We start from the raw sequence: 20,857 nt of genomic DNA, 5'->3' as shown, positions 1-20,857 counted from the left end.
GGTGCGCGCGTGAACAGAAACGGCCGGGCGTGACGGCCCGGCCGTGTCATGTGGGGCAGTCGTGACGCTTTGTGCGGCCTATTTGCTCTCGCAGCCGGCGTTGCAGCGGTCGAAAGTCTGCAGGCAGGCAGCGCTGTTGCCGCAACTGTAGAGGCGCGAGCCGCAGGACTGCACGCACTGGCTGTAGGCCGGGCTGCGCTGCAGGGTGGTGGGGACGCCCACGGTGTTGCCCTGTTTGCGGGTCGTAGTCCGGGCCGGGGCGGGCGGCAGCTTGCAGGCCGCGAGCTGGAAGTCGCGCGCCGGGCCGGGCAGCAGGCTCCAGTCGTCCGCCGCGAACTGCAGGTCGGTCTGGATGGATTCGACTTCCGCTTCCGTGGGCAGCATGCCCGAGCGGCGCAGGATGGCCAGCGCCTGGCAGTCGGCACGACGGGCGTCCGAGAGGGTGCGCTCGCCGCTGGTGGGCAGGTTGAGCTGGTGGCGCGCGCATTCGTGGGCGAACAGGAACATGCGCGTTTCCGGCAGCAGCTGCGGCAGGCGCTGCGGGTTGTAGGCCAGCATGGTGCGGCCGTTGTCGACGCGGGTCTCGACGATGGGGCCGAGGCTGGCGTCGGCTTGCGACGGAATCGCGCGGCCCAGGCCGTCGGTGCAGCCACCGAAGTTGAAGTTGATCTGGGTGACGGTGTAGTCGCCGGGCTGGGACTGTGCCTGCGCCAGCGCACCGAGTCCGAGGGCAGCAAGGCAGGCAAGGGCTGCAACCAGGGCTTTGAATAGGCGGGCGGCGAAGTTGCGCATGGTCAGACTCTCTGCAGCTGGTTGGCCAGCTTGTTGATTCGTAATGGATCCAATCTAGCAAAGCGCCTGTCCGCGCCAGCCGGTCGGGCTGATCGGCGGTTGTATAATCCCGCCCTTTGACTGCAACGGGCGCGCAGACGCCGGGGACGTACGTTATGGCTGGTCATTCCAAATGGGCCAACATCCAGCACCGCAAGGGTCGTCAGGACGCCAAGCGCGGGGCTGTCTTCACCAAGCTGATCAAGGAAATCACCGTCGCCGCCAAGATGGGCGGCGCGGATGCCAATTCCAACCCGCGCCTGCGGCTGGCGATCGACAAGGCCAAGGGCGTGTCGGTGCCGAAGGACAACATCGAGAACGCCATCAAGCGCGGCACCGGCCAGCTCGAAGGCGTGGTGTATGAAGAAGCGCGCTACGAGGGCTACGGCATCGGCGGTGCCGCCGTCATGGTGGACTGCCTGACCGACAACAAGACCCGCACCGTCGCCGACGTGCGCCATGCCTTCAGCAAGTACGGCGGCAACATGGGTACCGACGGCAGCGTGGCCTTCCAGTTCAAGCACTGCGGCACCCTGGTGTTCGCACCGGGCACCAACGAGGACGCGCTGATGGAAGCCTCGCTGGAGGCCGGCGCCGAGGACGTGGTGAGCAACGAGGATGGCTCCATCGAAGTGAGCACCGGCCCCTGGGAATTCACCCAGGTGAAGGAGGCGCTGGAAGCCGCCGGCTTCAAGGCCGAGTTCGGCGAAGTGACGATGAAGCCGCAGAACGACACCGTGTTGACCGGTGACGACGCCCTGCGCATGCAGAAGCTGCTGGACGCGCTGGATTCGCTGGACGACGTGCAGGAAGTCTATACGTCGGCGGTCATCGAAGACTGAGCCGGCGCCAGGCTTGCAACTGAGCGTCACAACAAGCCGCACAACAAGTCGCACGCAGCGACAGAAGCTCCCGGGGGAACAGCGTGGCCCGCATTTTCGCAGTCGCCAACCAGAAGGGCGGCGTCGGTAAGACCACCACCACGGTCAACCTGGCCGCGGCGCTGGCCGCACACGGCCAGCGCGTGCTGCTGGTCGACCTCGACCCGCAGGGCAATGCCACCATGGGCTCCGGCGTCGACAAGCGCGCCGTGCCCTCCACCGTGTACCAGGTGCTGGTCGGCCTGAAGACGCTGCAGGAGTCGCGCGCGCGCTCCGAGCAGGGCGGCTACGACGTGCTGGCGGCCAACCGCGATCTCGCCGGCGCCGAAGTGGAGCTGGTGACGCTGGACAACCGCGAGCGCCGCCTCAAGGACGCGCTGGCCACCGTCGAGGCCGAGTACGACTTCGTGCTCATCGACTGCCCGCCCAGCCTGTCGATGCTGACCCTGAACGGCCTGTGCTGCGCGCACGGCGTGATCATCCCGATGCAGTGCGAGTACTACGCGCTGGAAGGCCTGTCCGACCTGGTGAACACCATCAAGCAGGTGCACGCCAAGATGAACCGCGAGCTGAAGATCATCGGCCTGCTGCGCGTGATGTTCGATACCCGTAGCACGCTGTCGCAGCAGGTCTCGGCGCAACTCGAATCGCACTTCGGCGACAAGGTGTTCAAGGCCATCATCCCGCGCAACGTGCGCCTCGCCGAAGCACCCAGCCACGGCCTGCCCGGCGTGGTGTTCGACAAGGCCGCCAAGGGCTCGCAGGCCTACCTGAGTTTCGCTGCCGAGATGATCGAGCGGATCAAGACGATCTGATGCCATGAAGCCCAGCGAAGCCCTGCGTTTGCATCGTGATGAAGTGATGGCACTTGCGCGGGCTCATCACGTCCTCAGCCTGCGGGTGTTTGGTTCGGTAGCGCGCGGGGAAGACCGCGAAGACAGTGACCTGGACCTGATCGCTGATTTCGAGGAAGGCGCAACGCTGTTCAATGCGTTTGCCCTGCAGGACGTGCTGGAAGTCCTGCTGACGCATCGTGTCGAGATTGCGACGCAGGACGGCCTGCACCCGGAGATCCGCGAGCGCGTACTGCGCGAGGCGCGGCCTGTATGAAATCGGCTGGGCGTGTAGAACGCAATGCCATCCTGTACCTGACGGACATCCTCCAGGCCGCACGCGAGATCGTCGACTATGCAGCGGTCGGCCGCGAGGCTTTCCTGGCCGATCGCATGCGGCAACGGGCGGTCATCCAGTGTTTCGAAGTGATTGGCGAGGCGACCAAGAAGTTGCCGGATGGCTTGCGAAGTCAGGCACCGGCTGTGCCTTGGCGGCACATGGCAGCGTTCCGCGACAAGCTGATCCACGACTACTTTGAAATCGACCTGAACCTGGTGTGGGCGACCGCCGTGCAGGAAATTCCGGGACTGATCCCACAACTTGAACCCTTGCTGCTGGTGGCCCGATCGGCTGTCAGTGGCGACAACGACTGACATGACACCACCCAAGATGAAAGGCCTCGGTCGGGGCCTCGAAGCCCTGCTGGGCGGCGACACGCTGCCGGCGGACACCGGCAACCTCACCACGCTGCCGGTCGGCGGCCTGCAGCCCGGCAAGTACCAGCCGCGCACGCGCATGGACGCCGGCTCGCTGGAAGAGCTGGCCGCGTCGATCAAGGCGCAGGGGCTGATGCAGCCGATCACCGTGCGGCCCATCGCCGGTGGCAGGCACGAGATCATCGCCGGCGAACGCCGCTGGCGTGCGGCGCAGATCGCCGAGCTGTCGGAAGTGCCGGTCATCATCCGCGACATTCCGGACGAAGCCGCGCTGGCGATGTCGCTCATCGAGAACATCCAGCGCGAGGACCTCAATCCGCTGGAAGAAGCGCTGGGCATCCAGCGCTTGATCGACGAGTTCGGCATGACCCACCAGCAGGCCGCCGATGCGCTGGGCCGTTCGCGGCCGGCCACCAGCAACCTGCTGCGCCTCTTGCAGTTGCAGGAAGCGGTGCGCGAGATGCTGATGCTCGGCGACATCGAGATGGGCCACGCGCGTGCGCTGCTGGCGGTCGACCCGGCCCAGCAGATCCTGCTGGCCAACCAGGTGGTGGCGAAGCGCCTGTCGGTGCGCGACACCGAGAAGCTGGTGTCCAGCCAGCTCAAGCCGCGCGACGAGAAAAGCGCGAAGCGTGTGGAGAGCAACCAGGACGTGCTGCGCCTGGAAGAGGAGCTGTCCGACCGCTTCGCTGCCACCGTGAAGATCAAGGCCAGCAAGAAGGGCGCCGGCACGCTGACCATCAGCTTCGGCAACCTGGACCAGCTGGACGGCATCCTGGGCAAGCTGAAGTAATCGCCCCGTAGCCGGGCGCAGGAGGCGGCCATGCACAGACGTCGTTTCGTGTTCGCACTGGGCCTGTTCCCATTGCTGGCGTCCCGGGCTGCGCGTGCCGGCCTGCTGGACGCGATTTCCAGCAAGGACGCCGCCGCCGGCCTGAAGCAGGCGCTGGAGCAGGGTGCCACGCAGGCCGTGGCGACGCTGGGCGTGGTGGATGGCTTCCAGGGCAATCCGCGTTTCCGCATCCCCCTGCCGGACGCCATCCGGCAGATCGAGCCTGCCTTGCGCCTGATGGGTCAGGGCCCCGCGCTGGACGAACTGCAGCAGGCCATGAACCGCGCAGCCGAGATGGCGGTGGCGGAAGCCAGGCCGTTGCTGGTGGGCGCGGTGAAGCAGATGAGCGTGCAGGATGCCAGGAGCATCCTCGGCGGCGGCGATGATTCGGTGACGCAGTATTTCCGCAGCAAGACGCTGACGCCACTGACGCAGAAGTTCCAGCCGGTGGTCAGCAAGGCCACCGCGAAGCTGCAGCTCGCCGACCAGTACAACCAGCTTGCGTCGCAGGCGGCGGCATTCGGTCTCATCAAGAACGAAGACGCCAACGTGGAGCGCTTCGTCACCCGCCGCGCACTGGATGCGCTCTACCTGCGTATTGCCGAGGAAGAGCGCGCCATCCGCCAGAACCCCGCCGAAGCGGTGGGCAGCATCGCCCGCAAGGTGTTCGGGGCGCTCTAGGCGCCGCGGGCGCGGCGGTTCCCGCTGCGCGATCTCCTACGGGGTTTGTGGCCGGTTCCTGTGGCCCACGTACAGCACGAAGCACAGCAGGCTTGCCACCCAGCCGGCGGTGGCCGCCCAGGCCAGGTGATGCAGGTCCGACCACACCGCGGGCGCCAGCAGCCCGGCGCAGGCGGCCGTCACCAGCATCTGGATGAAGCCCTGGCAACTGGCGGCGAGGCCCCGCCGCTCCGGGAACATGTCCAGCGCGATGAGGCTGAGGCTGGGCATCGCGAGGCTCATGCCGAAGGTGTACAGCGCCAGTTGCGGAATCCGGCTGACGACCGAGGTATAGACGAAGTAGTTGAGCACCAAGTTGATCAGCGTGGCCACCGCCATGATGCAGAAGCCCAGCCGCACCGTGCCGTGGCGTGACAGCTTGCCGGCCAGGCGTGCCGACAGGGCGGAGCCGCAGACCATGCCGCATACCAGCGGGATGAACAGCCAGCCGAAATCCGTGCTCGACAGTTGCAGATGCTGCATCAGGAACACCGGCGCCGACATCACGTACACGAAGAAGCCGGTGAACATCAGCCCCAGCGACAGCGCGCTGAGCACGAAACCCGGGTGCCCCAGCACGCTGCCATAGCCCCGCAGCAGGTCGACCGGATGCAGCGACTGGCGCTGGTCGACGGGCAAGGTCTCGGGCAGGTAGAAGATCGTCATCGCCAGCTGGATGACCCCGAGCAAAGCGAGGAAGCCGAAGACGCTGCGCCAGCCCAGCACCTCGGTGATCCAGCCGCCGAAAATCGGCGCCACCGCGGGCGCCAGCGCGAACACCATCGCCACATGCGCCATCAGGCGCTGCGCGGCCGGCCCCTCCAGCACGTCGCGGATGATTGCGCGGCCCACCACCACGCCGACGCCTGCCGACAGCCCCTGCAGGGCGCGGCCCAGCCACAGCATCTCGATGCTCTGCGCCACCACGCACACCACAGAGGCCAGCGCGAACAGCGTCAGGCCGACCAGTAGTACCCGGCGGCGCCCCAGCGCGTCCGCAAGCGCGCCATGCCACAGCATCATGAAGGCGAAGGGCAGCATGTAGGCGGTGAGCGACTGCTGCATCGCCAGCGGTGTCGTCCGCAGGCCGGCCTCGATGGCCGGGAAGGCCGGCAGGTAGGTGTCGATGGCGAACGGGCCGATCGCGTTCAGCAATGCCAGCATCATCGCCAGCAGTGGGTAGGAGATGGGCTTCGCGAGGTGTGAGGTGGGCAAGTCGTGCTTCCGGGTGTGGCGGGGTGGATGTAGCGGGATGAACTCAGGCAACCTCGCCACGCAGTGTCTGGATACGTGACTGCAGGCTGGCGGGGGATACGCTGTCGGGCGCCATGGGGACGTCCACGATCAACTCGATGCGATTGAAGAAACCACGCCGGAAAGGCTTGCTCATCGCCGGCCCGTCCTTGCGCGAGAAGAAGCTGCCCCACAGGCCGCGCAGGGCCATCGGCACGACCGGCACCGGGTTGCGCTGCAGGATCTTGTTGATGCCGCCCTTGAAAGCCGTCAGCTCGCCGTTGTCGGTGATGCGGCCTTCCGGAAAGATGCCGACCAGGTCGCCATCGGCGAGCGCGGCGGCGATGTCGTCGTAGGCGCGGTGCAGCGTGTCCGGGTCTTCCTTGGCGGAGGCGATCGGAATCGCGCGGTTCTCGCTGAACACGAAGTTCAGGATCGGCGTGCGGAAGATGCGGTGGTCCATCACGAATCGGATCGGCCGCGGGCTGGCGGCGAGGATCACCAGTGCGTCGACGAAGCTGACGTGGTTGCAGGCAATCACCGCGGCGCCTTCGTCAGGAATGTTGGCGACGCCCTGGGCACGGAAGCGATACACGGTGTGGACCAGGATCCACACGATGAAGCGCATCAGGAACTCCGGCAGGAGGGTGTAGATGTAGATCGCCACCACGGCGTTGAACAGCGCGACCGCGAGGAACAGCTCCGCGATGGAAAGGCCCATGCCCAGCAACAGCACGCTGACCCCAGCCGATACCACCATGAACCCGGCGTTCATGATGTTCACCGCCGCGATGACGCGCGAGGTGTAGCGCTTGTCGCAGCGGGTCTGGATCAGTGCGTACAGCGGCACGATGTACAGCCCGCCACACAGGCCCAGCGCAGCGATGTCGAAGAGCAGGCGCCAGTGCGTTGCATGGCGCAGGTAGTCGGCGATGCCGCCTGCCTGCATCAGCGGCGCTTCGGGAATCGAGAAATACATGTCGGCGCCGAACAGCGTGAGGCCGATGGCCGCCAGCGGCACCAGGCCGATCTCCACACGACCGCGCGACAGGCGCTCGCACAACAGCGAGCCGACGCCCACGCCGACCGAGAAGATCGTCAGCAACAGCATGAACACCCCCTCGCTGCCGCCCAGTGCGCTCTTTGCGAGGTTGGGGAATTGCGCCAGCACGGTGGCGCCGTAGAACCAGAACCAGGAGATGCCCAGCACCGACAGCCACACCGCGCGGTTGCTGCGGGCGAAGCCGATGTTGCGCCAGGTCTCGCTGAGCGGATTGAAGTTCACCTTCAACGCGGGTTCGGCCGGCGGCGACGCCGGAATGCCGCGGCTCGCCCACCAGCCCGCAATGGCGAGCACCAGCACGCCGACGGCCGCCAGCAGGTTGCTGTCGTCGAGTGCGATGAGCCCGGCGCCGAGCACCTGTCCGAGCAGGATGGCCACGAAGGTGCCCATCCCGACCATGCCGTTGCCGCCCACCAGTTCCTGCGGTGCCAGGTGCTGCGGCAGGTAGGAGTACTTCACGGGTCCGAAGAACGTGGAGTGCAGACCCATCAGCAGCAGCGCGAGCACCAGTTGCCACAGGCTGTGCGCCAGAAACCCCCAGCCCGCCAGCAGCATGATGGCGATCTCGCACAGCTTCACGACGCGCGCGACGCTGCCCTTGTCGTACTTGTCGGCGATCTGCCCGCCGGTCGCCGAGAACAGGAAGAACGGCAGGATGAACAGCCCGGGCAGCAAGGTGGTGAGCTGTGCCGAGTCCAGCCCGGCGAACTCCGCGCTGCGGAACGCCACCAGGGTGATCAGCGCCGTCTTGAAGACGTTGTCGTTGAAGGCACCGAGGAACTGCGTGAGGAAGAACGGCAGGAAGCGCTTTTCGCGCATCAGCTGGAACTGGTTGCTCATGACGTGCGCAGGCGGGCCCGTGAAGAGGACGCACATCTTGCCACGCGCAGTGGCAAGTCCGTCCGGGATGGTAGGTCGGTCAATGCGATCGACGACGCTGCTGGCCCGCGAAGCCGTCGAACACCGTGTGCAGCAGCGGGCTGTGCAACTGGCTGGCGGGCGTGACCGTACGGCGCTGCCAGGGGATGTTGCCGAAATACCACCAGCGCCAGAAGCGGAGGTCGGCCTGCGGGTTGGAGGCGAACAGGGCGGAGAAGCGCTGCACCTCGCCAACCTCCTGGCCGGTTGCTTCCAGCAACACTTCGCGGACGAACTTCGAGCAGAACTGTCGCGATGAATCCAGGTTGAAGCCGGTGTGATACAGCCGGCCCATGCGTTTGCGGGCTGCGGCGGCGATGGCGGCGGCATCCGGTTGAGCGCTGAGGCGGCGGACGGCCACGCGACCGTCGGCGGAGCGGGCAAGGTAGCGGGACAAGGTGGTACAGCCCGATACCGGAACACGGCTCTCCGCGATGACGGGTTCCGCGCCATCGATGTCGATGACGATCCCCACGTGGTTGGTCCACGAGGCGCTGGCGTTGGCAACGCGGCGGTAGAGCGGGTTGTCGATGAGGATGAAGACGAGATCGCCGACGCGGAGTTGCGAGGCCAGATCCGCGGCGTCCAGCATCGGCTCGTGGTGCGGGTGCGGCAGTCGACGCGAAGTCCCGTGAACATGGTCAGGACGCTGTCCGACCAATGTGGTTGTGGGCGTTTTCATCCAGGCTCCTTTCTGTCGATATGTCCAGACATATCGAAATAATGGTCATGGCGAAATGATGACCATGGAAATCTCGTGGAAGTCCTGTCGCGCGCGCTACAGTCGCTTGCGCAGGTGTTCAGTCACGTCTTCGAATACCTGCGTCAGCCAGGCCTTGTTGATCCAGTACCAGACTTCCTTGCCGATCTTCTCGCTCTCCAGCACGCCGGCTTCGCGAAGGAGCTTCAGGTGGTGCGAGACGGTGGAGCGCGCCAGCGTGGAAACCTCCGCCAGCTGCGAGACGTTGAGGCGCTCCCCCGGCTCGAAACTCAGCACCAGGCGCTGGCGATGCTCGTCGCCCAGCGCTTCGAACACCTTCGACATGGCTCGCCATTCGGCGGGGATGGCGCGGGAGTAGTTGCGGTTCATATCGAAATGTTTCGATATATCGATATGTTCGTCAAGCTGCCCTTTCGGGGGCATGGACGGCGGCAAGCCGATTTGACGTTTGCAGGGCCGCCCCCTAAAATCGCTCGGCTTTTTTGGCCGCGGCCGATAGTCGCTCGCAGTCGAATCAGGGGGAGAGCATGTACAAGGTGGTGCGCCTGCAAAGTGCGCTGGCTCTTCTGGGCGTCCTCTTGGGCGCCGCCTTTTTCGGTCTTCGCGGGGCGCTGTCAGCAGCCATCGGTGGTGCAGCCTGTGTAATCCCCAGTCTGTTGTTTGCGTGGCGCCTCTCCAGGGCGGCCGGGCAACCGGGCGCGTCCCGTGTCGGGACGTTCGTTGCCGGGGAGTTGCTCAAGCTCGTACTCGTAGTCGGAATTTTGATCGCAGCGGGCCGCCTGTATCCGGGCACCCACTGGGGTGCAGTGGTGCTGGGCCTGGCCCTCACGCTGCAAGCGAATTTTTTTGCATTCTTGATTAGAACCTGACATGGCGACCGGAACCGAGGCGGCCCACGGCCCCACTCCTGGTGAGTACATCGCTCACCACTTGACCCACTTCAATGGCACCGGCGGCAAGCAGGCTGCGCTGGTCGATTTCTCCCTCGTCAACTACGACACCCTGTTCTGGGCTGTCGCGATGGGCGTGCTGGGTTGTTTCGTGCTGTGGCTGGCTGCGCGCAAGGCGACTTCCGGTGTTCCCGGTCGTTTCCAGGCCGCCGTGGAGTTGCTGGTCGAGATGGTGGGGGACCAGGCCAAGGGCCTGATCCACAGTGCCGAATCGCGCAAGTTCGTCGCACCCCTGGGGCTCACCGTGTTCGTCTGGGTGTTCCTGATGAACGCCATGGACTTCATCCCGGTGGATCTGATTCCGCGCATCTGGGAAGGCATCTACGGCGGCATGGGTCATGACCCGCACCACGCCTACCAGCGCGTCGTCGCCACGGCCGACATCAACGCCACGCTCGGCATGTCGATCACCGTGCTGCTGATCTGCCTGTACTACAACGTCAAGATCAAGGGTGCCGGCGGCTGGGCGCACGAGCTGGTCAGCGCGCCTTTCGGCACCAGCAAGAATCCGGTCCTGGCCATCGTGCTCGGCCTGGTGAACTTCGCCATGCAGATCATCGAGTTCGCCGCCAAGACGATTTCGCACGGCATGCGGCTGTTCGGCAACATGTTCGCCGGCGAGCTGATCTTCATGCTCATCGCGCTGATGGGCGCAGCCTGGACGGGCTACAACGCCCCCAGCATCCTGCTGTTCCTCGGCCACTTCGTCGCCGGCATGGCATGGACCTTGTTCCACATTCTGGTCGTCGTGCTGCAGGCGTTCATCTTCATGATGCTGACGCTGGTCTACGTTGGTCAGGCGCACGAGTCGCACTGAGTTTTGTTCGGTTTTCTGTACCCGTTTTCTTTTTAACTTCCACTCATAAAACTACTAGGAGCTGTCATGGAACAAGTTCACGGTCTGGTTGCACTGGCTTGCGGTCTCATCATCGGTCTGGGCGCAATCGGCGCCTGTATCGGTATCGCCCTGATGGGCGGCAAGTACCTGGAAGCCTCCGCTCGCCAACCCGAGTTGATGAACGCCCTGCAGGTCAAGATGTTCCTGCTGGCTGGCCTGATCGACGCGGCCTTCATTATCGGTACCGGTATCGCCCTGTGGTTCGCGACGTCCACGTTCCTGGCCTGACCCTTTCTTAAGCTTTCCCAGGAAAGGGATCTGCCGTGAATCTGAACGCAACACTGCTTGCGCAGATCGTGGTGTTCCTCGCCTTCGTGGTCTTCACGATGAAATTCGTGTGGCCACCGATCGTGAAGGCACTCGACGAGCGTGCAAAGAAGATCGCCGACGGGCTCGCTGCTGCTGACAAGGCCAAGACCGACCTGGCGCTGGCTGAGAAGCGTGTCGGTGAAGAGCTGCGCAAGGCACGCGAATCCGCGTCCGATCTGCGTGGTGGCGCCGAGAAGCAGGCCACCCAGCTGGTGGATGACGCTCGCGCCGAAGCTGCCCGCATCATTGCCCAGGCCCGCGAAGCCGCCGAGAAGGAAGCCGATGCCGCTGCCCAGCGCGCCAAGGACGACCTGCGTGAACAGATTGCGTTGCTGGCGGTAGCCGGCGCCGAACGCATCCTGCGTCGCGAAGTGAACGCCCAGGCTCACGCTGACCTGCTCGCCAACCTCAAACAGGAACTCAGGTAAGCGCCATGGCCGAGAACGTCACCCTGGCACGACCCTATGCGGAAGCCGTGTTCGCGCTGGCGCGCGATGCCGGCACGCTGCCTTCCTGGGCGCAGGCCCTGGACGGGCTGGCGGCCGTGGCGTCTGCGCCCGAAGTCCGCGACCTGCTCGGTGACCCGCGCGTTGTCCCGGCCCAGGTGGTCGAAGTGTTTGCCGGCGGCTCGTTGAGCGCCGAGCAACGCAACTTCGTGCAGGTGCTGGTGGACAACGGCCGTGCCGAACTGCTGCCCGAGATCCGCGAGCTGTTCGTCGAAGAGAAGAACCGCTTCGATGGCGTGCGTGATGCTGTCGTCAGCTCCGCCTTCCCCATGGACGACGCTGCCCTCCAGCAGCTCGCCGCCGACCTCGCTCCGCGCTTCGGCGCGCTGCGCCTGTCCGTGCATGTCGACCCCGAGTTGATCGGTGGCGTGCGCGTGGCCGTCGGCGATGAAGTGCTGGATGCCTCCGTACGAGGCAAGCTCGAAGCCATGGCTGCCGCCTTACAGAACTAGGAGTTATCCATGCAACTCAATCCGTCTGAAATCAGCGATCTCATCAAGAGTCGCATTCAGAACCTGCAACTGGCAGCCACTGCGCGCAACGAAGGTACCGTGGTCTCCGTGACCGACGGTATCGTCCGCGTTCACGGCCTGGCCGAAGTCATGCAGGGCGAAATGCTGGAGTTCCCCGGCAACACCTTCGGTCTGGCGCTCAACCTCGAGCGTGACTCCGTCGGTGCCGTGGTGCTCGGCGAATACGAACACATTTCCGAAGGCGATACGGTCAAGACCACCGGCCGCATCCTGGAAGTGCCGGTAGGTCCGGAGCTGATCGGCCGCGTCGTCAACTCGCTGGGCCAACCCATCGACGGTAAGGGTCCGGTCAACGCCAAGGCGACCGACAAGATCGAGAAGGTTGCGCCGGGCGTGATCGCCCGTCGTTCCGTGTCGCAGCCGGTGCAGACCGGTCTGAAGTCGGTCGACTCCATGGTGCCGATCGGCCGTGGCCAGCGCGAGCTGATCATCGGCGACCGCCAGACCGGCAAGACCGCCGTCGCCGTCGATGCCATCATCAACCAGAAGGGTCAGAACATGACCTGTATCTACGTGGCGGTTGGCCAGAAGGCCTCGACCATCGCCAACGTGGTACGCAAGCTGGAAGAGCATGGCGCGCTGGAATACACCATCATCGTGGCGGCTTCCGCCTCCGACTCCGCAGCGATGCAGTTCATCGCTCCGTACGCCGGTTGCACGATGGGCGAGTACTTCCGCGATCGTGGCCAGGACGCCCTGATCATTTACGACGACTTGACCAAGCAGGCCTGGGCCTATCGCCAGATCTCGCTGCTGCTGCGCCGTCCGCCGGGCCGCGAAGCCTACCCGGGCGACGTGTTCTACCTGCACAGCCGCCTGCTCGAACGCGCCGCCCGCGTGAACGAGGAGTACGTCGAGAAGTTCACCAACGGTGAAGTGAAGGGCAAGACTGGTTCGCTGACCGCGCTGCCCATCATCGAAACCCAGGCCGGTGACGTGTCCGCCTTCGTGCCGACCAACGTGATCTCGATTACCGACGGCCAGATCTTCCTGGAAACCGACCTGTTCAACGCCGGTATCCGTCCCGCGATCAACGCCGGTATCTCGGTGTCCCGCGTCGGTGGCGCCGCCCAGACCAAGGTCATCAAGAAGCTGGGCGGTGGCGTGCGCCTGGCACTCGCCCAGTACCGTGAGCTGGCTGCCTTCGCGCAGTTCGCTTCCGACCTGGACGAAGCCACCCGCAAGCAGCTGGAGCGTGGTCGCCTGGTCACCGAGCTGATGAAGCAGCAGCAGTACGCACCGCTGTCGGTGTCGAAGATGGCCATCACCCTGTTCGCGGTGAACAAGGGCTACTTCGACGGCGTGGAAGTGAAGCGCGTGCTGCCCTTCGAAGCAGCGTTGCACCAGTTCGTGGCGGCCAAGCATGGCGCGCTCGTCGACAAGATCGAATCCTCCAAGGATCTCGATGGCGAAGGCGAGAAGGAGCTGACTTCGGCGATCGAAGCCTTCAAGTCGAGCTGGGCCTAATCTAGGACACGATCATGGCTGGCGGAAAAGAGATCCGTAACAAGATCAAGAGCGTCCAGAACACCAAGAAGATCACCAAGGCGATGGAAATGGTGGCGGCTTCCAAGATGCGCAAGGCACAAGAGCGCATGCGGGCAGGCCGTCCCTACGCGCAGAAGCTGGCCCGCATCGCGGGCCACCTTGCGCAGGCCTCGGTGAGCGACTTCAAGCACCCCTTCCTCAGCGGCCCGGCCGAAGTGAAGAAGGTGGGCGTGATCCTGGTGTCGACGGACAAGGGTTTGTGCGGTGGCCTCAACACCAACCTGTTCCGCCAGCTCGTGCTGCGCATGAAGGAATGGGAAGGTGGCGGCGTCAGCGCCATGCAGTTCACCTGTATCGGCAACAAGGGCCTGGGCTTCATGCAGCGCATGGGCGCCAAGGTCGTGTCGAACGTGATCCAGCTTGGCGACGCGCCGCACATGGAACGTCTGATCGGCCCGGTGAAGGTGATGATCGACGCCTACCTCAATGGCGAGGTGGACGCGGTCTTCGTGGCCTACAACCGGTTCGAGAACACCATGAAGCAGGAGCCCACGATCCGGCAGATGCTGCCGCTGACTGGCGAGCACTTCAAGGACACCGTGCCCGAGCGTTCCTGGGACTACATCTACGAACCGGATGCACAGGCCGTCATCGAGGAGGTCCTGCGTCGCTTCATCGAGACGGCTGTCTACCAGTCCGTGGCCGAGAACATGGCCTCCGAGCAGAGCGCGCGCATGGTGGCCATGAAGGCTGCCTCCGACAATGCCGGCAACGTGATCAAGGAGCTGCAACTGGTCTACAACAAGACCCGCCAGGCTGCGATCACCAAGGAACTGTCCGAGATCGTCAGCGGCGCCGCCGCGGTTTAAGAATTTTTGCGTATTGGGGATATGACTATGAGTCAAGGATCCGTAGTTCAGTGCATCGGCGCCGTGGTGGACATCCAGTTCCCGCGTGAGTCGATGCCCAAGGTGTACGACGCGCTGGTGCTGGATGCGTCGGAAGAGAACGTTCTGGTCGAAAAGGGCCTGACCTTCGAAGTGCAGCAGCAGCTGGGCGACGGCGTGGTGCGAACCATCGCCATGGGTTCGTCCGACGGCGTGCGTCGCGGCATGAAGGTCAACGGCACGGGCGCCGGCATCTCGGTGCCGGTGGGTCACGGCACGCTGGGCCGCATCATGGATGTGCTGGGTCGTCCGATCGACGAAGCCGGCCCCGTGCTGTGCGACGAGAAGCGCGAGATCCACCAGCCGGCACCGAAGTTCGACGAGCTGTCGCCTTCGGTCGACCTGCTCGAAACCGGCATCAAGGTGATCGACCTGGTGTGTCCGTTCGCCAAGGGCGGCAAGGTCGGCCTGTTCGGCGGCGCCGGCGTGGGCAAGACGGTGAACATGCTGGAACTCATCAACAACATCGCCAAGCAGCACAGCGGTCTGTCGGTGTTCGCCGGTGTGGGTGAGCGTACCCGTGAAGGCAACGACTTCTACCACGAGATGGCAGAAGCCGGCGTCATCAAGCTGGACAACCTGCAGGAGTCCAAGGTTGCGATGGTGTTCGGCCAGATGAACGAGCCCCCGGGCAACCGTCTGCGCGTGGCACTGACCGGCCTGTCCATGGCCGAGAAGTTCCGCGACGAAGGCCGCGACATCCTGTTCTTCGTCGACAACATCTACCGCTACACCCTGGCCGGTACCGAAGTGTCCGCGCTGCTGGGCCGTATGCCTTCCGCCGTGGGCTACCAGCCGACGCTGGCGGAAGAAATGGGCAAGCTGCAGGAGCGCATCACCTCCACCAAGGTCGGCTCGATCACCTCCATCCAGGCCGTGTATGTGCCTGCGGATGACTTGACCGACCCGTCGCCTGCCACGACCTTCCTCCACCTGGATTCCACCGTCGTGCTGTCGCGTGACATCGCCGCCCTGGGTATCTACCCGGCGGTCGATCCGCTCGACTCCACCAGCCGCCAGCTCGATCCGCTGGTCGTTGGCGAAGAGCACTACTCCGTGGCCCGTGGCGTGCAGCAGACCCTGCAGCGTTACAAGGAACTGCGCGACATCATCGCCATTCTGGGCATGGACGAACTGGCACCGGAAGACAAGCTGCTGGTGGCACGCGCGCGCAAGATCCAGCGCTTCCTGTCGCAGCCTTTCCACGTGGCCGAAGTGTTCACCGGCTCGCCGGGCAAGTACGTGCCGCTGAAGGAAACCATCAAGGGCTTCAAGGGCATCGTGGCTGGCGAGTACGACCACTTGCCGGAGCAGGCCTTCTACATGGTGGGTACCATCGAAGAGGCTGTCGAAAAGGCCAAGACGCTGCAGTAAGCGTCCTGCTGACAGGACAGGCGGTCGTCACCCTGCGTGACGGCGGCCTGCCCCAGGAAGGATTTGGAAATGGCAATGACTGTTCATGTCGACGTCGTGAGCGCAGAAGAGCAGATCTTCTCCGGTCTCGCCGAGATGGTGATCCTGCCGGGCGAGTCGGGCGAGCTGGGCATCATGCCCGGCCATACGCCGCTGCTCACGCGTATCCGTCCGGGTACCGTGCGCCTGAAGCTGCCCAACCAGGCTGAAGATGAAGTGATCTTCGTCGCTGGCGGCATGCTGGAGATCCAGCCCGGTTCGGTGACGGTGCTTGCCGACACGGCTATCCGCGGTACGGATCTGGACGAGGCCAAGGCGATGGAAGCCAAGCGCAAGGCCGAGCAGGCTCTGGCGAACCGTGGCGGCGCCATCAACTATGCAGCGGCCCAGTCCGAACTGGCTGAGTCCGTGGCGCAGCTGGCGGCCATCGAACGGATGCGCAAACGCGGTCACTGAGACGCGAAGTCCGGTACGAAACAAAAGGCACCCCGCGGGGTGCCTTTTGTTTTGCTCGTGCCTTTGTCCGTGTCTGTCGGTGAGCGACTGGATGAGTCAGGTTTGCGGACGTGACGCCAGCCGCTCGATGCGCTTTTCGGCCCTGGCCACGGCGTCGCGCAGTGCCGAAACCTCCTGGGCGAAGGCGAGGTGTTCGCTTGCCGGCAGGACGGTGCGGGATTCCATGCCGAGATAGTCGCTGACATTGCGGGCGAGGCGTCCCGCGGCGTCGGTCAGTTGCACGCCCGCGGCATGGGTGCTGCGCCCGATGCGTTCTGCCAGGATGCCGCCCACGAACGGCGCAAGCTGGGCCGCGAGGTCGGGACGAAGATGGGCCAGCAGTTCGGAGAGGGTTTCCGCGAAGCCGGCATCACCTTCGATATGCGCCTGGCTGGCGAGTCCCGCGGGGTTCGTGGCGACTTCCAGCAGGGCGCTGGCGGGCAGTTCGATCTTCAGGTCAGTGGCCGCATCGCGTGCGATACCTTGCAGGCTGCCGTCCGTGAGGACCGTGAAGCCAAGCCCCAGGCCACCCAGTTCCAGCCTGGCCGCCTTGCCGGCGTGGGCCGCCAGACGCTGCATACCCCAGGTTTCGGAGGCGAGCAGGCGATTGGCGGCTGCCAGCAGCAGGCGGTCCAGCACGGTCAGACGATGATTTACAGGACTTGCTGGATACCGGCCAGCATCCAGCCACGATTGCCATCGACCGGCTTGCCGAGGTGCCAGACTTCCTCGAACGCGGTGGGAGCGCTGTCGCGCTCTTCGCGCAACTGGCCCCAGAAGCGCACGCTGACGACATAGCGGCCATTCTCCTCGGCCACATCGACGACTTCAGCGTCCAGCATCATCACGTCGGTTTTCTGCGGAGCAGCCCCGCGTGCATCGATGGCCAGCTTGATCTCGGCGAACATCTCCGGCGTGGTGAAGTCGCGGATGTCCTGCAGATCGCCAGCATCGTTGGCAGCCTGCAGGCGCACGAAGTTCACCTTGGCCTGGTGCGAGAAGGCAGCCACATCGAAATCTGCCGGAATGTTGCTGTTGGCGGCGGGTTGCGCAGGCGCCGGGGCGGCTGCCGGCTGGCGGGCCTGGAACGCGCTAGGTGCCGCGGCTTCGCGATAGCTGTTGTTGCCGGCTCCCGCGTAGGCGGGCTGCGGCGTTTGCGACTTGTTGCCGAGGAAGCGACGCAGCAGGGCGAACACCACCACGGCGGCCAGCACGGCCATCAGGATGCCGGCGACTTCAGCGCCGATGCCCAGGTGCGACAACAGGGCGGCGATACCGAGACCGGCGGCGATGCCGGCAAGGGGGCCGGCCCACTTGCGCCAGCCACTCTGCGCCGGGGCCGCTGCGGGCGGCGTAGCCGGACGGGCTGCGGCAGCGTTCTGCGCAGGTTGCTGAGCCGGCGTCGCTGCAGGCGGGGTTGCCTGGCGCTGCGGCGTGGCCTGGCGCTGCATGCCGAAGGACTTGCCGCCACCCAGGCGCTTGGCCTCGGCTTCGGGAATGGCAATGCCTACGCTGGCGGTAGCGACGGCGAGGGACAGCAGCAGGGTCTTCAGCATGAAAGGACGTCTCCGGGGTGCGCCGGAATGGCGCGTGCCGAGCTTAGATGCGGTTGTGACGGAAGGGTTTCAAGAGCCCCTTCAGTAATGCGAAGTAATGCGGAAAAACAGCACGGAGAATCACAGCACGGACAATCGCAACGGGCCGGCCGAGGTCGAAACGAGGAACGGCCCTGTACGCGAGGTACAGCGAGTACCGGAGTTCCGGGATCGGCCGGTGCAGTGATTGCCCGTGTCGTCCTAGTGTTCGCCGACGCGAACGATCTTGAGCGAGTTGGTGCCGCCGCTCTGGCCCAGCGGCTCGCCGACGGTGATGACCACGACGTCGCCCTTTTCCACCAGCTTGTGGCGCAGCAGGGTTTCCTCGGCCAGCTTCAGCAGGCGCTCGCGGTCGTCGGTCACCTGTTCGATCTGGATCGGGTAGGCCTCGCGGAACAGGGCGACCTTGCGGACGGTTTCCTGTTGCGAGGTCAGTGCGTAGATCGGCACGCCGGAGTTCATGCGGCTCATCCACAGCGCGGTGGAGCCCGACTCGGTCAGCGCCACCAGCGCCTTGGCGCCCATGTGGTAGGCGGTGAACAGCGCGGCCATGGCGATCGACTGGTCGATGCGGTCGAAGGTGCGGTTGAGGAATTCCTGGTCCAGGCGCACCGGATTCGACTTCTCGGCTTCCACGCACACGCGGGCCATGGTCTCGACCACTTCCACCGGGTACTTGCCGGCGGCGGTCTCGGCCGACAGCATGACGGCGTCGGTGCCGTCGAGCACGGCGTTGGCCACATCGGACACTTCGGCGCGGGTCGGCACCGGGCTGGTGATCATCGACTCCATCATCTGCGTGGCGGTGATGGCGAGCTTGTTCTGCTCGCGCGCCATGCGGATCATCTTTTTCTGCAGGGCCGGCACGGCGGCTTCACCGACTTCCACCGCGAGGTCGCCGCGCGCCACCATCACGCCGTCGGAGGCGTTCAGGATGTCCTTCAGGCACTCGGACTCGACGGCTTCGGTACGCTCGATCTTGGCGATCGTCAGCGCGTGGCTGCCGGCGGCGCGGATCAGGGTGCGCGCCATGTACATGTCGGCGGCGTTCTTCGGGAAGGAAACGGCCACGTAGTCGACACCGATCTGCGCGGCAGTCTTGATGTCGTCCATGTCCTTGGCGGTCAGCGCCGGAGCGGTCAGGCCACCGCCCTTCTGGTTGATGCCCTTGTTGTTGGACAGCTCGCCACCGTAATGCACGATGGTGTGGATCTCGGGGCCGGCGACGCGTTCCACTTCCAGCACGATGGCGCCGTCGTTCAGCAGCAGGATCACGCCCGGCTTCACGTCCTTGGGCAGATCCTTGTAGTCCAGGCCGACGCGCTCGTCGTTGCCCAGCTCGCAGCTGGCATCGAGGATGAACTTCTGGCCCTTTTCGAGGAAGGTCTTGCCCTTCTCGAACTTGCCGACGCGGATCTTCGGACCCTGCAGGTCGGCCAGGATCGCCACCGGCTTGCCGACCTTGGCGGCGGCCTCGCGCACGACACGGGCACGCTCGATGTGGTCTTCGGCCTTGCCGTGCGAGAAGTTCATGCGCACGACATCGACGCCGGCGCGGATCATCTTCTCGAGGATTTCAGGACTGGACGAGGCCGGGCCGAGGGTGGCGACGATCTTGGTATGGCGTTGCATGCGAGCTCCTTCGTAATAGCGGGTGAGCGGAACGTCCGCTCCGCTGCCGCGTACGCGGCGCGTGTTCTTGGGGGGAAGCTTTTCTGGCTTGTTCATCTGGGGGAGATTACCTAAACGATTCGGGCCCGCAATGCGGGCCCGATCAAGTTTTCATGAATTAGCACGGGTGATCAGGGCTTCGACCGCCGGCAGGCGTTTGCCGCCCAGGCATGCCAGGAAGGCTCCGCTGGCCGTCGATACGTAGCCCAGGCGATCAGCCAGGCCGAACTTCTTGATGGCAGCGATGGTGTCGTCGCCACCGGCGAGCGTCATCGCGCGCGTGTCGGCGATCGCCTGGCCGACGGTACGCGTGCCTTCGGCAAAGGCTTCGTACTCGAACACGCCGAGCGGGCCGTTCCACACGATGGTGCGTGCCGCGCCGAGTGCCACCGCGAGACGTTGTGCCGTGCGCGGGCCGATGTCCAGGATCATGTCGTCAGGCTCCACCTCGCGCACATCCTTGATGTGGGGTATTGCACTCGCCGAAAACTCCTTGGCCACCACCACGTCGCTGGGCAAGGGCACCAGCGCGCCGCGTACCGCCAGCTTGATGATGATGCGGCGGGCCTCCTCGACCTGGTCCGCCTCCACCAGCGACTTGCCGACCGGCAGGCCGGCGGCGAGCAGGAAGGTGTTGGCGATGCCGCCGCCGAGGATCAGCTGGTCCACCTTGTCGGCCAGGTTGTGCAGGATGTCGAGCTTGGCCGACACCTTGGCACCGCCGACGATGGCGACCAGCGGACGCCTGGGCGACACCAGGGCTTCATCCAGCGCCTCCAGCTCCGCGCTCATCAGCGGGCCGGCACAGGCATACGGTGCCGCCAGGGCCAGCGCATGCACGCTGGTTTCCTTGCGGTGCGCCGTGGACACTGCGTCGTTGACGTAGATGTCGCACAGGGCGGCCATGCGCTGGGCGAGTGACTCGCTGTTGGCACGCTCGCCGCGTACCAGGCGGCAGTTCTCCAGCATTACGATCTGGCCGGGCTCGACGTCGAAGCCGCCATCGACCCAGTTCAGCTGCAACGGGATGCGACGACCCAGCAGTTCGCCGAGTCGGCGCGCCACCGGGGCCAGCGTGTCGACAGGCTTGGGTTCGCCCTCGGTCGGGCGGCCCAGGTGCGAGGTCAGCAGCACCGTCGCACCGGCCTCCAGCACGCGCCGGATGCCCGGCAATGCTGCGCGGATACGGGTGTCATCGGCGATGGCGCCCGCGTCGTCGAGCGGAACGTTGAGGTCAGCGCGGTACAGCACGCGCTTGCCGGTGAGGTCGGTGGTGGGGAGGTGGTTGAATCGCATGGAGGCG

Annotated in this window: 24 protein-coding genes; 15 read left to right on the top strand and 9 right to left on the bottom strand. The window is 65.1% G+C overall.

The features are described from left to right. Nucleotides 1-78: 78 nt before the first annotated feature. Nucleotides 79-792 (bottom strand): hypothetical protein, encoded by a 714-nt coding sequence (locus tag VVD47_RS10355; RefSeq protein ID WP_327603383.1) that lies wholly within the window; start codon nucleotides 790-792, stop codon nucleotides 79-81. Nucleotides 793-947: 155 nt separating this feature from the next. Here VVD47_RS10355 and VVD47_RS10350 point away from each other — a divergent pair, with 155 nt between their 5' ends. The 6 genes from VVD47_RS10350 (at nucleotide 948) to VVD47_RS10325 (ending at nucleotide 4,775) form a co-directional block, all read left to right on the top strand. Beyond that, nucleotides 948-1,673, top strand: a complete 726-nt coding sequence (locus VVD47_RS10350) for a YebC/PmpR family DNA-binding transcriptional regulator (RefSeq protein WP_327603382.1) — start codon at nucleotides 948-950, stop codon at nucleotides 1,671-1,673. Between the two features lie 83 nt (nucleotides 1,674-1,756). Then, the gene (locus VVD47_RS10345; RefSeq protein WP_327603381.1) at nucleotides 1,757-2,527 is read left to right on the top strand and encodes a ParA family protein; all 771 of its coding nucleotides are present in this window, start codon (nucleotides 1,757-1,759) and stop codon (nucleotides 2,525-2,527) included. Nucleotides 2,528-2,531: 4 nt separating this feature from the next. Further along, nucleotides 2,532-2,822: a nucleotidyltransferase family protein gene (locus VVD47_RS10340; RefSeq protein WP_327603380.1), complete on the top strand. Its 291-nt coding sequence runs from the start codon at nucleotides 2,532-2,534 to the stop codon at nucleotides 2,820-2,822. Beyond that, on the top strand, nucleotides 2,819-3,199 hold the full coding sequence (locus VVD47_RS10335) for a HepT-like ribonuclease domain-containing protein (protein ID WP_327603379.1): 381 nt from the start codon (nucleotides 2,819-2,821) through the stop codon (nucleotides 3,197-3,199). The genes VVD47_RS10340 and VVD47_RS10335 overlap by 4 nt, the downstream gene beginning before the upstream one ends. A gap of 1 nt (nucleotide 3,200) precedes the next feature. Continuing rightward, a complete protein-coding gene (locus VVD47_RS10330; RefSeq protein ID WP_327603378.1) occupies nucleotides 3,201-4,055 on the top strand; it encodes a ParB/RepB/Spo0J family partition protein in 855 nt (284 codons plus the stop codon). A gap of 30 nt (nucleotides 4,056-4,085) precedes the next feature. Continuing rightward, entirely contained in the window at nucleotides 4,086-4,775 is a 690-nt protein-coding gene (locus VVD47_RS10325; RefSeq protein ID WP_327603377.1) for a DUF4197 domain-containing protein, read from the top strand. A gap of 36 nt (nucleotides 4,776-4,811) precedes the next feature. Here VVD47_RS10325 and VVD47_RS10320 read toward each other — a convergent pair whose 3' ends face one another. From VVD47_RS10320 to VVD47_RS10305, 4 genes are all read right to left on the bottom strand, one after another. Next, nucleotides 4,812-6,029 (bottom strand): multidrug effflux MFS transporter, encoded by a 1,218-nt coding sequence (locus VVD47_RS10320; RefSeq protein WP_327603376.1) that lies wholly within the window; start codon nucleotides 6,027-6,029, stop codon nucleotides 4,812-4,814. A 43-nt stretch (nucleotides 6,030-6,072) separates the two neighbouring features. Beyond that, nucleotides 6,073-7,950: an MFS transporter gene (locus tag VVD47_RS10315; RefSeq protein WP_327603375.1), complete on the bottom strand. Its 1,878-nt coding sequence runs from the start codon at nucleotides 7,948-7,950 to the stop codon at nucleotides 6,073-6,075. A 79-nt stretch (nucleotides 7,951-8,029) separates the two neighbouring features. Next, nucleotides 8,030-8,710, bottom strand: coding sequence for a YebB family permuted papain-like enzyme (locus tag VVD47_RS10310; RefSeq protein ID WP_327603374.1), 681 nt, complete (start codon nucleotides 8,708-8,710; stop codon nucleotides 8,030-8,032). A 96-nt stretch (nucleotides 8,711-8,806) separates the two neighbouring features. Beyond that, on the bottom strand, nucleotides 8,807-9,118 hold the full coding sequence (locus tag VVD47_RS10305; RefSeq protein ID WP_327603373.1) for an ArsR/SmtB family transcription factor: 312 nt from the start codon (nucleotides 9,116-9,118) through the stop codon (nucleotides 8,807-8,809). Between the two features lie 158 nt (nucleotides 9,119-9,276). On the opposite strand from VVD47_RS10305, the gene VVD47_RS10300 reads away from it, so the two are divergent. The 9 genes from VVD47_RS10300 to VVD47_RS10260 all read left to right on the top strand — a co-directional run bounded on the left by VVD47_RS10300 (nucleotide 9,277) and on the right by VVD47_RS10260 (nucleotide 16,249). Continuing rightward, nucleotides 9,277-9,618 (top strand): ATP synthase subunit I, encoded by a 342-nt coding sequence (locus VVD47_RS10300; protein WP_327603372.1) that lies wholly within the window; start codon nucleotides 9,277-9,279, stop codon nucleotides 9,616-9,618. A gap of 1 nt (nucleotide 9,619) precedes the next feature. Next, nucleotides 9,620-10,516 (top strand): F0F1 ATP synthase subunit A, encoded by an 897-nt coding sequence (gene atpB, locus VVD47_RS10295; protein ID WP_327603371.1) that lies wholly within the window; start codon nucleotides 9,620-9,622, stop codon nucleotides 10,514-10,516. A 66-nt stretch (nucleotides 10,517-10,582) separates the two neighbouring features. Further along, nucleotides 10,583-10,825, top strand: a complete 243-nt coding sequence (gene atpE, locus VVD47_RS10290; RefSeq protein WP_327603370.1) for a F0F1 ATP synthase subunit C — start codon at nucleotides 10,583-10,585, stop codon at nucleotides 10,823-10,825. Between the two features lie 35 nt (nucleotides 10,826-10,860). After that, nucleotides 10,861-11,334 (top strand): F0F1 ATP synthase subunit B, encoded by a 474-nt coding sequence (locus tag VVD47_RS10285; protein WP_327603369.1) that lies wholly within the window; start codon nucleotides 10,861-10,863, stop codon nucleotides 11,332-11,334. A 5-nt stretch (nucleotides 11,335-11,339) separates the two neighbouring features. Beyond that, nucleotides 11,340-11,864, top strand: coding sequence for a F0F1 ATP synthase subunit delta (locus VVD47_RS10280; RefSeq protein ID WP_327603368.1), 525 nt, complete (start codon nucleotides 11,340-11,342; stop codon nucleotides 11,862-11,864). Nucleotides 11,865-11,873: 9 nt separating this feature from the next. Continuing rightward, complete coding sequence (gene atpA / locus VVD47_RS10275; protein WP_327603367.1) at nucleotides 11,874-13,412, top strand: F0F1 ATP synthase subunit alpha; 1,539 nt, start codon at nucleotides 11,874-11,876, stop codon at nucleotides 13,410-13,412. Nucleotides 13,413-13,426: 14 nt separating this feature from the next. Further along, nucleotides 13,427-14,302, top strand: coding sequence for a F0F1 ATP synthase subunit gamma (gene atpG, locus VVD47_RS10270; protein WP_327603366.1), 876 nt, complete (start codon nucleotides 13,427-13,429; stop codon nucleotides 14,300-14,302). Nucleotides 14,303-14,329: 27 nt separating this feature from the next. Further along, nucleotides 14,330-15,754: a F0F1 ATP synthase subunit beta gene (atpD, locus tag VVD47_RS10265; protein ID WP_327603365.1), complete on the top strand. Its 1,425-nt coding sequence runs from the start codon at nucleotides 14,330-14,332 to the stop codon at nucleotides 15,752-15,754. A gap of 69 nt (nucleotides 15,755-15,823) precedes the next feature. Next, nucleotides 15,824-16,249: a F0F1 ATP synthase subunit epsilon gene (locus tag VVD47_RS10260; RefSeq protein ID WP_327603364.1), complete on the top strand. Its 426-nt coding sequence runs from the start codon at nucleotides 15,824-15,826 to the stop codon at nucleotides 16,247-16,249. 96 nt (nucleotides 16,250-16,345) lie between these two features. On the opposite strand, the gene VVD47_RS10255 is transcribed toward VVD47_RS10260, so the two are convergent. The 4 genes from VVD47_RS10255 to VVD47_RS10240 all read right to left on the bottom strand — a co-directional run bounded on the left by VVD47_RS10255 (nucleotide 16,346) and on the right by VVD47_RS10240 (nucleotide 20,850). Further along, nucleotides 16,346-16,927, bottom strand: a complete 582-nt coding sequence (locus VVD47_RS10255; protein WP_327603363.1) for a ubiquinone biosynthesis accessory factor UbiJ — start codon at nucleotides 16,925-16,927, stop codon at nucleotides 16,346-16,348. Nucleotides 16,928-16,941: 14 nt separating this feature from the next. Then, on the bottom strand, nucleotides 16,942-17,844 hold the full coding sequence (locus VVD47_RS10250; protein ID WP_327603362.1) for a Tim44 domain-containing protein: 903 nt from the start codon (nucleotides 17,842-17,844) through the stop codon (nucleotides 16,942-16,944). 240 nt (nucleotides 17,845-18,084) lie between these two features. Further along, on the bottom strand, nucleotides 18,085-19,515 hold the full coding sequence (pyk, locus tag VVD47_RS10245) for a pyruvate kinase (protein ID WP_327603361.1): 1,431 nt from the start codon (nucleotides 19,513-19,515) through the stop codon (nucleotides 18,085-18,087). 150 nt (nucleotides 19,516-19,665) lie between these two features. Beyond that, entirely contained in the window at nucleotides 19,666-20,850 is a 1,185-nt protein-coding gene (locus tag VVD47_RS10240) for a phosphoglycerate kinase (protein WP_327603360.1), read from the bottom strand. Between the last annotated feature and the right edge of the window lie 7 nt (nucleotides 20,851-20,857).

Origin of the sequence: Uliginosibacterium sp. H1 (assembly GCF_036017065.1) — a bacterium.
Lineage (GTDB): Bacteria > Pseudomonadota > Gammaproteobacteria > Burkholderiales > Rhodocyclaceae > Uliginosibacterium.
The sequence above is the reverse complement of the archived record's forward strand: the minus strand, read 5'-3'. Positions and strand labels throughout refer to the sequence as shown.